Annotated in this window: 10 protein-coding genes; 1 reads left to right on the forward strand and 9 read right to left on the reverse strand. The window is 62.7% G+C overall.

The features are described from left to right. The first annotated feature begins 56 nt into the window (after positions 1-56). Positions 57-1334 (forward strand): MFS transporter, encoded by a 1278-nt coding sequence (locus WF331_RS03610; protein WP_217436064.1) that lies wholly within the window; start codon positions 57-59, stop codon positions 1332-1334. A 116-nt stretch (positions 1335-1450) separates the two neighbouring features. Here the strand turns inward: WF331_RS03610 and WF331_RS03615 are convergent, their stop codons facing one another. The 9 genes from WF331_RS03615 to WF331_RS03655 form a co-directional block, all read right to left on the reverse strand. Beyond that, a complete protein-coding gene (locus tag WF331_RS03615; RefSeq protein WP_016502036.1) occupies positions 1451-1798 on the reverse strand; it encodes a YgiW/YdeI family stress tolerance OB fold protein in 348 nt (115 codons plus the stop codon). A 117-nt stretch (positions 1799-1915) separates the two neighbouring features. After that, positions 1916-2980 carry a uroporphyrinogen decarboxylase gene (gene hemE, locus WF331_RS03620; protein WP_174371093.1) on the reverse strand — a complete coding sequence of 355 codons (1065 nt, stop codon included), beginning with the start codon at positions 2978-2980 and terminating at the stop codon, positions 1916-1918. A 248-nt stretch (positions 2981-3228) separates the two neighbouring features. After that, complete coding sequence (locus WF331_RS03625; protein ID WP_016502038.1) at positions 3229-4647, reverse strand: FAD-dependent oxidoreductase; 1419 nt, start codon at positions 4645-4647, stop codon at positions 3229-3231. Positions 4648-4770: 123 nt separating this feature from the next. Next, on the reverse strand, positions 4771-9216 hold the full coding sequence (gene gltB / locus WF331_RS03630; RefSeq protein ID WP_284359002.1) for a glutamate synthase large subunit: 4446 nt from the start codon (positions 9214-9216) through the stop codon (positions 4771-4773). 373 nt (positions 9217-9589) lie between these two features. Continuing rightward, positions 9590-11194, reverse strand: a complete 1605-nt coding sequence (locus WF331_RS03635; RefSeq protein ID WP_197897819.1) for an SPOR domain-containing protein — start codon at positions 11192-11194, stop codon at positions 9590-9592. Between the two features lie 15 nt (positions 11195-11209). After that, positions 11210-12307, reverse strand: coding sequence for a 3-dehydroquinate synthase (aroB, locus tag WF331_RS03640; protein WP_016502041.1), 1098 nt, complete (start codon positions 12305-12307; stop codon positions 11210-11212). Between the two features lie 97 nt (positions 12308-12404). Beyond that, the gene (aroK, locus tag WF331_RS03645; protein WP_024717571.1) at positions 12405-12923 is read right to left on the reverse strand and encodes a shikimate kinase AroK; all 519 of its coding nucleotides are present in this window, start codon (positions 12921-12923) and stop codon (positions 12405-12407) included. 4 nt (positions 12924-12927) lie between these two features. Then, positions 12928-14196, reverse strand: a complete 1269-nt coding sequence (locus WF331_RS03650) for a type IV pilus secretin PilQ (RefSeq protein WP_080642824.1) — start codon at positions 14194-14196, stop codon at positions 12928-12930. Continuing rightward, a complete protein-coding gene (locus WF331_RS03655; protein ID WP_284359477.1) occupies positions 14120-15121 on the reverse strand; it encodes a pilus assembly protein PilP in 1002 nt (333 codons plus the stop codon). The genes WF331_RS03650 and WF331_RS03655 overlap by 77 nt, the downstream gene beginning before the upstream one ends. Position 15122: the final 1 nt, after the last annotated feature.

The following is a 15122-nucleotide window of genomic DNA, read 5'->3' on the forward strand; positions in this document are numbered from 1 at the left end:
GAAAAACGTCTTAAATAGGTCGAACAATATATTGGATCTAATCATTAGCCAGCTATATGCTTTTTTCATTGCGCCAGAGGTACCCGCCCGTGAAAACTGCTGTAGCCCCCCTTCCCGCCGAGCCAGAGCCTGCTCTACTGAACGAAATGTGGATTGAAAAAGGCACCCCGGCCTTCATGAAGACCGTGCTGGCCCTGTTCAGCGGCGGCTTCGCCACCTTCGCCCTGCTGTACTGCGTGCAGCCGATGATGCCGCTGCTGTCGAAGGAGTTTTCCATCAACGCGGCCCAGAGCAGCCTGGTACTGTCGGTGTCCACCGCCATGCTGGCGTTCGGCCTGTTGATCACCGGCCCCATTTCTGACCGTATCGGGCGCAAGCCGGTGATGGTCTTTGCCCTGGTTTGCGCCGCCCTCTCCACCTTGGCCAGCGCGGTGATGCCAAGCTGGGAACTGGTACTGGCCACCCGCGCCTTGGTTGGTCTGTCACTGAGCGGCTTGGCTGCCGTGGCCATGACCTACCTGAGCGAAGAAATCCACCCACAGCACATCGGCCTGGCCATGGGCCTGTACATCGGCGGCAATGCCATTGGCGGCATGAGCGGCCGGCTGATTACCGGCGTGCTGATCGACTTCGTCAGCTGGCACACGGCCATGCTGACCATCGGTGGCCTGGCCTTGGTCGCCGCACTGGTTTTCTGGAAGGTGCTGCCCGAATCGCGCAACTTCCGCCCGCAGATGATGAGCCCGCGCAGCCTGCTGGACGGTTTTGTCATGCACTTCAAGGATGCCGGGCTGCCTTGGCTGTTCCTTGAAGCCTTCCTGCTGATGGGCGCCTTCGTCACCTTGTTCAACTACATCGGCTACCGCTTGCTGGCCGAGCCTTACCATATGAACCAGGCGCTGGTGGGCTTGCTGTCGGTGGTCTACCTGTCCGGCATCTACAGCTCGGCACAAGTCGGCGCGCTGGCGGACAAGCTGGGCCGGCGCAAGGTGTTCTGGGCCAGTATCGTGGTGATGGCGGGTGGCTTGCTAATGACCCTGGCCAGCCCGCTGGCGATGGTGATTGTGGGCATGCTGGTGTTCACCTTCGGCTTCTTTGGCGCGCACTCGGTGGCCAGCAGCTGGATCGGCCGCCGGGCGCTGAAGGCCAAGGGGCAGGCATCGTCGCTGTACCTGTTCAGCTATTACGCAGGGTCCAGCGTGGCGGGTACGGCGGGCGGGGTGTTCTGGCACCAGTGGGGCTGGAACGGCATAGGACTGTTCATTGGCAGCTTGTTGGCCGTGGCATTGCTGGTGGCGCTGCACCTGAGCAAGTTACCACCCAAGACAGCCTGAGCATGGGGCTGCTTCGCAGCCCAATCGCCGGCAAGCCAGCTCCCACAGGAACCCACAAGGCTCATGACCTGTGGAGTACTTGTGGGAGCTGGCTTGCCGGCGATTGGGCCATCAGATCAGTTGATGATCTCGACAATATCCACATCCACTTCCCGGCTCATCAGGTGCTTTTCCACCTCACCGGTCAGCTTCACCTTGGTCTTGTCGTTGAACGGCGTCGGTGGCAAGTCTTCGTCGTCGATTTCAACAGTGATGGTGCCGGTGTTGTCCTTGAACTCGTACTTGTCGTCGTTGTTGATCTTCTTGGTCACATACCCCTGCAGCACCACAGGCGTGTCATCGGCGGCATCGTTGGCAGCCGCAACAGTGGTGACAGACTGGGCGCCAGGGCCGGTATAGGTTGCGGCCAGAGCAGCGGTGCTGAACAGAGGGGCAAGGATCAGGGCGAGGTAACGGGCTTTCATGGGGAACGGGTCCTGTTTCGATTTCGATGGGACCAGATTAACGACGATCGCTGAATTAAAACTTAATGCAACAAAAAGCCCGGCACAGGGCCGGGCTTTTTGTTTTCAGCATTCAACTCACTGGTGGTACTGCGCAGACAGCTCGTGAACGGCATTGATGAACACGCCAGCGTGCTCCGGGTCGACTTCCGGGGTAATGCCGTGGCCAAGGTTGAACACATGGCCGGTGCCGTGGCCGTAGCTGGCCAGGATGCGCGCCACTTCCTGGCGGATGGCTTCCGGCTTGGCGTAAAGCACGGTCGGGTCCATGTTGCCTTGCAAGGCTACTTTGTCGCCCACGCGGCGGCGGGCATCGCCGATTTCGCAAGTCCAGTCCAGGCCCAGCGCGTCGGCACCGGCTTCAGCAATGCTCTCCAGCCACAGGCCGCCGTTCTTGGTGAACAGGATCACCGGCACCTTGCGCCCTTCGTGTTCGCGGATCAGGCCGCTGACGATCTTGCGCATGTAGGCCAGGGAGAATTCCTGATAGGCCGCCGCAGACAGGTTGCCGCCCCAGGTGTCGAAGATCTGCACAGCCTGGGCGCCGGCAAGGATCTGGCCGTTGAGGTAGCTGGTGACTGACTGGGCCAGCTTGTCCAGCAGCAGGTGCAGGGCTTGCGGGTTGTCGTAGGCCATGGCCTTGGTCTTGCGGAAGTCTTTCGACGAGCCGCCTTCGACCATGTAGGTGGCCAGGGTCCACGGGCTGCCCGAGAAGCCGATCAGCGGCACGCGGCCGTTCAGTTCGCGGCGGATGGTGCTGACCGCGTCCATCACATAGCCCAGATCTTTCTGCGGGTCGGGGATCGGCAACGCTTCGATGTCGGCCGGGGTGCTGATGACCTTCTTGAAACGCGGGCCTTCGCCGGTTTCGAAGTACAGGCCCAGGCCCATGGCATCGGGGATGGTGAGGATGTCCGAGAACAGGATCGCCGCGTCCAGCGGGTAGCGCTCCAGCGGCTGCAGGGTGACCTCGCAGGCAAACTGCGGGTTCATGCACAGGCTCATGAAGTCACCGGCCTTGGCGCGGCTGGCGCGGTACTCCGGCAGGTAGCGCCCGGCCTGGCGCATCATCCACACCGGGGTGACGTCTACAGGTTGCTTGAGCAGTGCACGCAGGAAACGGTCGTTCTTCAGGGCAGTCATGTCGGCATCCGGAAAAATAGTGCGGGCATTTTCTCAGACGCCAGCGCAAAAGGCACGGCCATGGCCATGCGTTTTGTCTATTGGATGCCACAGATCAAGCGTTTTTGTATACAAAAATGCCCTGGGGGCTGCTTTGCAGCCCTATTCGCGGCACAAGGCCGCTCCTACAGGGAATCGCATATCTCCTGTAGGAGCGGCCTTGTGCCGCGATGGGCCGCGATGGGCCGCGAAGCTGCCCCAACAATGGATCAGACTTCCAGATAGTCCAGGATACCTTCCGCAGCCGTACGCCCTTCGAAGATCGCCGTCACCACCAAGTCCGAACCGCGCACCATGTCGCCACCGGCAAACACTTTCGGGTTGCTGGTCTGGTGCTTGAACTTGCCCTTCTCCGGCGCTACCACGCGGCCCTGGCTGTCCAGCTGGATGCCGTGCTGCTCGAACCACGGCGCCGGGCTTGGGCGGAAGCCGAAGGCGATCACCACGGCATCGGCCGGCAGGATCTCTTCGGAACCCGGGATCGGCTCAGGGCTGCGGCGGCCACGGGCATCCGGCTCGCCGAGACGGGTCTCCACCACTTTCACACCTTCCACCTTGTCCTCGCCGACGATGGCGATGGGCTGGCGGTTGTAGAGGAACTTCACGCCCTCTTCCTTGGCGTTTTTCACCTCTTTGCGCGAACCCGGCATGTTGGCCTCGTCACGACGATAGGCGCAGGTGACCGCTTGCGCGCCCTGGCGGATCGACGTGCGGTTGCAGTCCATTGCGGTGTCACCACCGCCCAGCACCACAACCTTCTTGCCCCGCATGTCGACGAAGTCTTCCGGCGACTTCTCGAAGCCCAGGTTGCGGTTGACGTTGGCGATCAGGAAGTCCAGCGCGTCATGCACGCCCGGCAGGTCCTCGCCCGGGAAGCCGCCCTTCATGTAGGTGTAGGTGCCCATGCCCATGAAGACTGCGTCGTACTCGGCGAGCAGCTGCTCCATGGTGATGTCGGTGCCCACCTCGGTGTTCAGGCGGAACTCGATGCCCATGCCGGTGAACACTTCACGGCGGTTGCTGAGCACGGTCTTTTCCAGCTTGAACTCAGGGATGCCAAAGGTCAGCAGGCCGCCGATTTCCGGGTTCTTGTCGAAGACCACCGGGGTTACCCCAGCGCGTACCAGCACGTCGGCGCAGCCCAGGCCAGCCGGGCCGGCACCGATGATGGCGACGCGCTTGCCGGTTGGCTTGACCTTGGACATGTCCGGGCGCCAGCCCATGGCGAAGGCGGTGTCGGTGATGTACTTCTCCACCGAACCGATGGTCACCGCGCCGAAGCCGTCGTTCAGGGTACAGGCACCTTCACACAGACGGTCTTGCGGGCACACGCGGCCACACACTTCCGGCAGGGTGTTGGTCTGATGCGACAGCTCCGCCGCAGCCAGGATGTTGCCTTCGGACACCAGCTTCAACCAGTTGGGGATGAAGTTGTGCACCGGGCACTTCCATTCGCAATACGGGTTACCACAGCCCAGGCAGCGGTGCGCCTGGTCTACGGACTGCTGCGGCTTGAACGGTTCGTAGATTTCCACGAACTCCTTCTTGCGCTGGCGCAGCAGCTTTTTCTTCGGGTCCTTGCGGCCCACTTCGATGAACTGGAAGTCGTTATTCAGACGTTCAGCCATTTTTCAAAACCTCTTTACAGCAGCTGCAAGCTACACGCTGCAAGCCGCAAGACGATCACTTAAGCCGGGCAAACCTCGTACTGCCTTTACGTGCAGCTTGAGGCTTGCCACTTGCAGCTGTTTTTACTGCGGGTTGGCACGAGTACTGGACAACAGTTGCTTCAGGTTGGCTGCCTTCGGCTTCACCAGCCAGAAGCGCCGCACGTAGTCGTCCAGGTTCTCGGAGAGCTCACGCCCCCACTCGCTGCCGGTTTCTTCCACATACTCGCCAAGGACGCGCGCCAGGTGGCTGCGGTAGGCCTCCATCGCTTCACCACTGATACGCTGGATTTCCACCAGCTCGTGGTTGAGCTTGTCGACGAAGCTATTGTCCATGTCGAGCACGTAGGCGAAGCCGCCAGTCATGCCAGAACCGAAGTTGTAACCGGTCTTGCCCAGGACGCAGACAAAGCCGCCGGTCATGTACTCACAGCAGTGATCGCCAGTGCCCTCGACAACAGCGTGGGCGCCGGAGTTACGCACAGCGAAGCGCTCGCCCGCAGTGCCTGCGGCAAACAGCTTGCCGCCAGTGGCACCGTACAGGCAGGTGTTGCCGACGATGGCGCTGTGCTGGGTTTCGAACGGGCTGCCGGCTGGCGGCACGATGGTGACCTTGCCACCGGTCATGCCTTTGCCGACGTAGTCGTTGGCATCGCCTTGCAGGTGCAGGTTCAGGCCACCGGCGTTCCATACGCCGAAGCTCTGGCCGGCAGTACCCTTGAAGCGGAAGGTGATCGGGTTGGCGGCCATGCCCTGGTTGCCGTACAGCTTGGCGATTTCGCCAGAGATACGGGCACCGATGGAACGGTCGCAGTTGCAGATGTCGAGGTTGAACTCGCCACCGGCCTGATCACGGATCGCCGGCAGGGCCATGTCCACCATCTTCTCGGCCAGCTCGCCTTTGTCGAACGGCGGGTTCTTGTCGACTTCGCAGAACTGCGGCTTGTCCGCAGGAATGTGCGAGCTGCCCAGCAGCGGCGACAGGTCCAGGTACTGCTGGCGCTCGGTATCGCCTGGCAGCATTTCGAGCAGGTCGGTACGGCCGATCAGCTCGCCCAGGCTGCGCACGCCCAGCTTGGCCAGCCACTCACGGGTTTCTTCGGCGACGAAGGTGAAGAAGTTGATCACCATGTCGACGGTGCCGATGTAGTGGTCCTTGCGCAGCTTGTCGTTCTGGGTGGCTACGCCGGTGGCGCAGTTGTTCAGGTGGCAGATGCGCAGGTACTTGCAGCCCAGGGCGATCATTGGCGCGGTACCGAAACCGAAGCTTTCGGCGCCGAGGATGGCCGCCTTGATCACGTCCAGGCCGGTTTTCAGGCCGCCGTCGGTCTGTACCCGTACCTTGCCGCGCAGGTCGTTGCCGCGCAGGGTCTGGTGGGTTTCGGCCAGGCCCAGTTCCCACGGGGCGCCGGCGTACTTGATCGAGGTCAGCGGCGAAGCACCGGTACCACCGTCATAACCGGAGATGGTGATCAGGTCGGCATAGGCCTTGGCAACGCCAGCGGCGATGGTGCCCACGCCGGCCTCTGCCACCAGCTTGACGGACACCAGGGCCTGCGGGTTGACCTGCTTGAGGTCGTAGATCAGCTGGGCCAGGTCTTCGATCGAATAGATGTCGTGGTGCGGCGGTGGCGAGATCAGGGTCACGCCCGGTACCGCATAACGCAGCTTGGCGATCAGGCCGTTGACCTTGCCGCCTGGCAACTGGCCGCCTTCACCCGGCTTGGCGCCCTGGGCAACCTTGATCTGCAGCACTTCGGCGTTCACCAGGTATTCCGGGGTCACACCAAAGCGGCCGGTGGCCACCTGCTTGATCTTGGAGCTCTTGATGGTGCCGTAGCGGGACGGGTCTTCACCGCCTTCACCGGAGTTGGAACGCGCGCCCAGGCGGTTCATCGCCTCGGCCAGCGCTTCGTGAGCCTCTGGCGACAGTGCACCCAGCGAGATACCGGCGGAGTCGAAGCGCTTGAGGATGGCCTCCAGCGGCTCGATCTGCTCCAGCGCCAGTGGCTGGTCGGCCACTTTCACCTTGAGCAGGTCACGGATCATCGACACCGGGCGCTGGTCGACCAGCGTGGTGTATTCCTTGAACTTGGCGTAGTCGCCCTGCTGCACGGCGGCTTGCAGGGTGTTGACCACGTCAGGGTTGTAGGCGTGGTACTCGCCACCGTGGACAAACTTCAGCAGGCCACCTTGCTGGATCGGCTTGCGCGCGCTCCAGGCTTCGGCCGCCAGCAGCTTCTGGTCGCTTTCCAGGTCTACGAAGCGCGCGCCCTTGATGCGGCTGGAAACGCCCTTGAAGCTCAGGCCGACCACTTCCTCGGCCAGGCCGATGGCTTCGAACAGCTGCGCACCGCGGTACGAGGCGATGGTGGAGATACCCATCTTCGACAGGATCTTCAGCAGGCCCTTGGAGATGCCCTTGCGGTAGTACTTGAACACTTCGTCCAGGTCGCCCAGCACTTCGCCGGTACGGATCAGGTCGGCCAGTACTTCATACGCCAGGTACGGGTAAACGGCCGAGGCACCGAAGCCCAGCAGCACGGCAAAGTGGTGCGGGTCGCGGGCGGTGGCGGTTTCCACCAGGATGTTGCTGTCGCAACGCAGGCCCTGTTCGGTCAGGCGGTGGTGTACCGCGCCAACGGCCAGCGATGCGTGCACCGGCAGCTTGCCCGGGGCGATGTAGCGGTCGCTCAGCACCAGCTGGGTCTTGCCAGCGCGCACGGCTTCTTCAGCCTGGTCGGCGATGTTGCGAATGGCCGCTTCCAGGCCGACGCTCTGCTCATAGTTGAGGTCGATCAGCTGACGGTCAAAACCTTCACGCTCCAGGTTCATCAGCGAACGCCACTTGGCGGGCGAGATGACCGGCGAGCTGAGGATGACCCGCGAAGCATGCTCCGGGGACTCCTGGAAGATGTTGCGCTCGGCGCCCAGGCAGATCTCCAGCGACATCACGATGGCTTCGCGCAGCGGGTCGATCGGCGGGTTGGTCACCTGGGCGAACTGCTGGCGGAAGAAGTCGAACGGCGAACGCACACGCTGCGACAGCACGGCCATCGGCGTGTCGTCACCCATCGAGCCAACGGCTTCCTGGCCCTGCTCACCCAGCGGGCGCAGCACCTGGTCACGCTCTTCGAAGGTGACCTGGAACATCTTCATGTATTGCTTGAGCTGGTCAGCGTCGTAGCTGGCCGCGCCCTGGTCGTCGGTCAGCGTCGCCTGAATGCGGGTAGCGTGCTGACGCAGCCAGCGCTTGTACGGGTGGCGCGACTTCAGGCGGTTGTCGATGGCGTCGGTGTCGAGGATCTGGCCGGTTTCAGTGTCCACGGCGAGGATCTGACCCGGGCCGACACGGCCCTTGGCCAGCACTTCCTCAGGCTGGTAACCCCATACGCCGATTTCCGAGGCGATGGTGATGTAGCCATTGGTGGTGGTCACCCAGCGCGCCGGGCGCAGGCCGTTGCGGTCGAGCAGGCACACCGCGTGGCGGCCTTCGGTCATGACGATACCGGCCGGGCCATCCCACGGCTCCATGTGCATGGAGTTGTATTCGTAGAAGGCGCGCAGGTCGGCGTCCATGGTCTCGACGTTCTGCCAGGCTGGCGGTACCAGCATGCGCACGCCGCGGAACAGGTCGATGCCACCGGTCACCATCAGCTCCAGCATGTTGTCCATGCTCGACGAGTCGGAACCGACGCGGTTGACCAGCGGGCCGAGCTCTTCGAGGTCGGGAATCTGGTCATTGGCGAACTTGGTGCGACGGGCCATGGCCCAGTTGCGGTTGCCGGTGATGGTGTTGATCTCGCCGTTGTGGGCGAGGAAGCGGAATGGCTGCGCCAGCGGCCATTTCGGCAGGGTGTTGGTGGAGAAGCGCTGGTGGAACACGCAGATCGCGGTTTGCAGGCGCTCGTCACCCAGGTCTGGATAAAACGCCGCGAGATCGCGCGGCATCATCAGGCCTTTGTAGATGATGGTCTTGTGCGAGAAGCTGCAGATGTAGTGGTCGCTGTCGTGGGCGTTAGCCACCGACGAACGGCGACGGGCACTGAACAGCTTGATAGCAAATTCCTGGTCGCTCAGGCCTTCACCGCCGATGAACACCTGCTCGATCTGCGGCAGGCGCTCCAGGGCCAGGCGGCCGAGTACGCTGGTGTCGATCGGTACCTTGCGCCAGCCGACCAGTTTCAGGCCAGCGCCGAGGATTTCGCGGTCCATGTTGGCGCGGGCAGCTTCGGCTTTGACCGGGTCCTGGTTGAAGAACACCATGCCGACGGCGTACTGCTTGGGCAGTTCGACGGCGAAGTGTTCCTGGGCCACGGCTCGCAGGAATTGATCGGGCTTCTGCATGAGCAGACCGCAACCGTCGCCGGTCTTGCCGTCGGCGTTGATACCGCCGCGGTGGGTCATGCAAGTCAGCGCCTGCATGGCGGTTTGCAGAAGGTGGTGGCTCGGTACGCCCGTCATATGGGCGATCAGGCCAAAACCACAGTTGTCCTTGAATTCTTCGGGATGGTACAGACCTGTTTTCATAGACACATTCTCACCAGGTTCACCTCTCAACGGAGGCAAATCTCTTTTTTAACAACCACTTACCATCCACGCCGATCAAACGCCAGCTTTTTTGCGGTGGTCATGGAAAACCATTGTTGCACAGCGACAGCGATGCCCACAAATTTTCATGTCTCACCATTGAAAATTTATGTCGCAATTTTGAATGTTTTTGCGCCATGCGCCGTGATAACGGCTTGGCTCGAGTCTGAAGCGTTTCAGCCATGACTGCAACTAGGGGCTTGTGGCCGGCAGTCTGGGACAGAAAAGCCTGCCGCGTTGAAACGCAGCAGGCTATTCGAAAGTCAGTAATCGCTCAGCAACTGGGCGGCGGGGTGATGCCGCCCGGAAGGTATCAGCGGGCCGTGGCCAGCTCTTGTTGGACGCTGCCGACGGTACGTGGCCAAGGTTTACCAGCCTGGACCTTCTCTGGCAAGTTCTTGATTGCCGCAACCGCTGCATCGCGGTTGGCGAAGCTGCCGTAGGTGACTACGTACAGCGGCTTGCCCTGCAGGTTTTTCTTGAAGTAGCGATAGTCGCCACCCTGGTTCTTGACGAACGCCTGGGCCGAGGCCTCAGAGCTGGTGCCCAGGATCTGCACCACGTAATTGCCCGGTTTCTGCGCGGAGTACCAGCCGCTGTTGCCGCTGCCACTGACGGCAGGTTTTTCGGCAGGCTTGGCGGCCGGCTTGGCAACGGCGACCTGGGTAGGCGCGGGTGCAGGCTTGGCAGGTGCAACCGGCTTCGCAGGCTGGGTTGCAACAGGCTTGGGCGCAGGCGCAACCGGCTGTACCGGCGCAGTAGCCACAGGCTGTGCAGGCACAGGTGCCGGGCCAGCTGGCACGCCTTGCGGCGGCGCAATGGTGGTCACGGTTGGGGGCGGGTTGCCAGGCTGCAGGGCAGTGTCACCCGCCGGGCTGCCTTCTTCACCCTCACCCATGCCCGCGGCCTGGGCCAGCGGTTCGCGCATTACAGGCTGGGACTGACCAACCAGCGGCAACGGCATCGGCTGGGAAGAGCCGGAAAACTCGATATTGGCACCCTGCTTGCCATCGCCAAGCGGCAACTGGGCTTGGGCGGCCGGCGCCTCAGCGGGTGGTTTGTCACCTTTCTTGGGCATCAACACCGCGGCCGCCACAGCGACCACGACCACAGCGGACAGCGCGAGCACATGTTTTTTAGGCATCTTGAACCCCATGGATGGTCGCTTGACCGTCGAACGGCTGGCGATCATGGCTTCGATCAAAGTGTCACGGGCGACCTGGTTGATGTTGCCAGGCCAGCCGTCGGAGTGTTCATGGATATCGACGATCTGTTCACGGCTGAACACCTCGATGCCCCGGCCAGCCCCTTCCAGGCGCTGCTCCAGGTACTCGCGGGTTTCTTCTTCACTGTAGGGGGCAAGCTCGATGATGTGGAAGCGTTCTTCCTCGACATTGAGCTCGTCCAGCCCGGCAATCAGTGAAGGCTCACCGAACAGGAACACGTGCGGGCGCCCTTCCGGTACCCCCGCCGCCAACTCCAGCAACGCTTGGAGTGCCGACTCGTCGAGTTGTTCCGCATCGTCCACCAGCAAATACACTTCCTGCCCGGTCAGTGCCAGCTGCACCACCTTGGACAGGATCGCCTGCACTTCGGGCTGGGCCACACCCAGGTCCTGCGCGACCTGGGCAAGCATGCTGGAAGCATCGCTGGCACTGCGGGCAGACACCACCACGCTCTGCACAGCCTGCTTGTTGGTGCTGGCCACCAGGGCCTGGCGCAGCAGCGACTTGCCGCTGCCCAGCGGGCCGCTGACCACCAGCATCAGCTGGCTGTAGCGCGCCAGGTGGTGCAGTTGGCCAAGCACGGGCTTGCGCTGGGCCGGGAAGAACTTGAAGCCGGGCACACGGGGCGCGAACGGATCGTGGCTCAACTGGTAATGGTCGAGAAAGGCCTCATCGGCATGCAAACTGGTCATTGCGCTGTCACAACCTCAAAGCTGGGCCACGATCGCGCGGTAATCCGCCGACAGCGTGGCCTGAAGAATCTCTTTCGGATAGTCGTCGGTCACAACGGCTTCGCCCATCTGGCGCAACAGCACCAGACGCAAGCGGCCGTCGATCACTTTCTTGTCGACCGCCATGTGCTCCATGAAATGCGCCGGGGTCATTTCCTGTGGTGGCACCACCGGCAAACCTGCGTCCTGCAACAGGCGGATTCCGCGATCGCGCTCGGCCTGGTCGATCCAGCCAAGGCGCATGGACATTTCCAGGGCCATCACCGTGCCCGCTGCCACGGCTTCGCCGTGCAGCCACACGCCGTAGCCCATGTGGGTCTCGATGGCATGCCCGAAGGTATGCCCCAGGTTCAGGGTGGCCCGTACGCCGGACTCGCGCTCGTCGGCACCGACCACTGCAGCCTTGGCCGCGCAGGAGCGGCGGATGGCTTCAGTCAAGGCAGCGGAATCGAGGGTGCGCAAGGCCTGCATGTTGTCTTCAAGCCAGCCGAGAAACGGCTTGTCGCAAATCAGGCCGTACTTGATCACTTCGGCCAGGCCTGCAGACAGTTCGCGCGCCGGCAGGGTCTTCAGGCTGGTGGTATCGATCAGCACCGCATTGGGCTGATAGAAGGCACCGACCATGTTCTTGCCCAGCGGGTGGTTGATACCGGTCTTGCCGCCCACCGACGAGTCGACCTGGGAAAGCAGGGTGGTCGGTACCTGGATGAAGTCGACACCGCGCTGGTAGCAGGCGGCAGCGAAGCCGGCCATGTCACCGATCACGCCGCCGCCCAGGGCAACCACAGTCGTGCGACGATCATGGCGGGCTGTCAGCAGGCCGTCGAAGATCAGCTGCAGCGTTTCCCAGTTCTTGTGGGCCTCGCCATCGGGCAATACCACCGGCAGCACCGAGTAGGCACCCAGGGTCTTGCTCAGACGTTCGAGATACAGGGGCGCGACGGTCTCGTTGGAAACGATGGCGACCTGCCGGCCGGCAATGTGCGGTGCCAGCAGCTCGGGCTGGTCCAGCAGGCCTTCGCCAATGTAGATCGGGTAGCTGCGCTCGCCCAGGTCGACCTTAAGTGTCTGCATGTATCCCCACAATGTACTTGGGCGCGGCGCCATTCGGGCAACCCACGCGCTATCGTTGAACCTCGCCTCGGCGCTGGTGGCCGAGAATAGTCCCGGGTTAACGGGGCGGCAACTGCTGCAAGCGTTCGAGAATATCGATCACCACCATGCGCGGCGGCCGCTCGTCGGTTTCCACCACCACGTCGGCGATCTCGCGGTAGAGCGGGTCGCGGGCTTCCAGCAGGGCGCGCAGGGTCGCCTCGGGGTTGGCGGTGCGCAGCAGCGGGCGATTGCGATCACGCGCGGTACGGCCCACCTGCTGTTCCACCGAGGCATGCAGGTAGATCACCCGGCCGCCCCGGCGCAATGCCTGGCGGTTGGCTTCGCGCATTACAGCGCCACCGCCGGTGGCCAGGACCACGCCGTCAAGTGCGCACAGTTCGGCGATCATCGCCTGCTCGCGCTCACGGAAACCTGGCTCGCCTTCCTTGTCGAAAATCCACGGGATGTTGGCGCCGCATCGCAGTTCGATTTCCTTGTCGGAATCCTTGAACAGCAGGCGCAGCTCTTTGGCCAATAGGCGTCCGATGGTGCTTTTACCAGCGCCCATGGGCCCCACAAGTATCAAATTTCGCACAGAATCAACGACTCACAGCAATCGCCTGGTCACTCATGATACGCGGAGTCAGGAAGACCAGCAGCTCGGATTTTTTCTCTTGTAATGCATCGCGTCGAAACAGCCGCCCAACATACGGCAGATCGCCTAAAAATGGCACCTTGTCGACCACATTGTTTTGCGAAGTCGAGTACACGCCACCGATCACGATCGTTTCGCCGTCCGCCACCCGAACCTTGGCATTGACCTCGTTCTTGCGGATCGGCGGTACGTTGTTCAAGGCATTGACGTAATCCGGCTCGTCCTTGGTCACCCGGACCGCCATGATCACCTTGTTGTCCGGTGTAATCTGCGGGGTCACCTCCAGCGACAGCGAGGCTTCGCGAAAGGCGACCGAGGTGGCGCCGCTCTTACTGGTTTCCTGGTATGGCACCTCGGTGCCTTTGAGGATCCTGGCCGTTTCCTTGTCGGCCGTGACCACCTTGGGTTGCGAGATGATTTCGCCGTTGCCGCTTTTTTCCATGGCGCTGAGTTCCAGGTCGAGGAGCACGCCGCCGCGCAGCAGGCCCAGGCCGACACTGCTGCCCGCCCGCTCCACGCCGAGGTCGATGAACAGCTCCTTGCCCGGCCGCAGGCTTTCACCGTACAGCGGCCCACCCCAGCGCACCCCCAGGCTTTTCTCGTAGTCGACATTGGCCTCGACGATACGTGCCTCGATCGCCACCTGGCGCACCGGCACATCCAGTTGCGCAACCAGTTGTCGCAACTCGGCCAGTCGGTCGGCGGGCTGGTGCGCCACCAGGGTATTGGTGCGCTCATCGACACCCAGGCTGCCACGAACGGCGAGTGTGCTGTCATCCGCCAGGCTGGTCATCAACAGCTCGACCAGTTCCGCGGCGTTAGCATGGTGGATCGGTATCAATTCACGACGTAACGGCTGCAATTGTGCATCCGGCAACAGGCCGACATGGGCATCAAACGGCTGTGGGGCAAACGCTGCCGCAGGCGCCACCAGCAGCACATTGCCCTCTTGCTGCCGGGCAAGGCCCTTGCTGCGCAGCACCAGGTCAAGGGCCTGGTCCCAGGGCACGTCCTGCAACCTCAAGGTCACGCTGCCCTGCACGTCATCGCTGGCAACCAGGTTGACGCCCGCATAATCGGCCAGTACCTGCAGCACCGAACGCACCTCCACATCCTGAAAGTTCAACGACAGGGGTTCACCCTGGTAAGGCGTCGCCCACACCAGCGGGATCGGCAGCAGGGCTGCCAACATCCATTTCATCACTCTCTTCATTCTGGTTCGGGGCCTCCTTGCCCACGCGGTTTGCAAGGGTGATGAACGCCGTGCGCTCGTGCCACACCCCTGCCATGAATAGCCGTTCGTGCACTTCGACCTGGCCTTGATCAATCCGCGCCACCACACCGTGGTTACGCCCCAAGCGCTCACCTGCCCGCACGCGATAGAGCCTGCCAGCCGCCATCAACAGAGCCTCATGCGCCGCACCTCGCGACAGGCTGCCGACCATTTCCAGTTGCGCCAGCGGCACGCTGGCCAGCCCTGAGCCAGCCGTTCGCGTCGCCCCTGGCGCGAAGGGGTCGACCGCAGGCACTGGCGTCGCGGCCATGGCCGGCATATGCGCAAGCACGTCAGGTGCCGGTACGGGCGCGGTGGCCTGGAAGGCATCGACCCGCAGTTGCAGACGCAATAGGCCGGGCTGACCCTCGACTGCGGCCAGGTTCATGTCACCGCTGCGCAGCAGGCGTGCCTGGCCCAGCCAGTCGCCCAGCCACTGACGCAAGTCCACGTACCGCCCCACCACCTGTACTTCCAGCGGCACTTTCCAATAGCCTGCCTGTTGCTCGGCTTCTTGTACGTCGAACCGCTCGACCAGTAACCCGTGCGCATGCCCCGAAGCCGCCAGGCGCTCAAGCAGGTCGCTCATGCCCTCCCCTGCGGCCAGGTACCAGTGGGCCTCCAGCAACCGCCGCTCGGCAAAAACCAGAGACGCCTGCAATCGCTCCAGCTCGACCAGTTGCGCCGCACTGGCTGCCTGCTGCTCGTTCAATGTGGCGTGCCTGACCGCCTCCTGCACCTGCTGCTGTAACCCTGCCGGCAGGCGAAACGCACAACCCAGGCCGAACACCAGCACAGCGACCAGCACTGGCGCGATACGCCTGATGCTTCTGGAACGCTCGGCTACCGCCAGCCAGGCAAGGATC

Origin of the sequence: Pseudomonas sp. YNh, assembly GCF_037993085.1 — a bacterium.
GTDB classification, from domain to species: Bacteria; Pseudomonadota; Gammaproteobacteria; order Pseudomonadales; family Pseudomonadaceae; genus Aquipseudomonas; species Aquipseudomonas putida.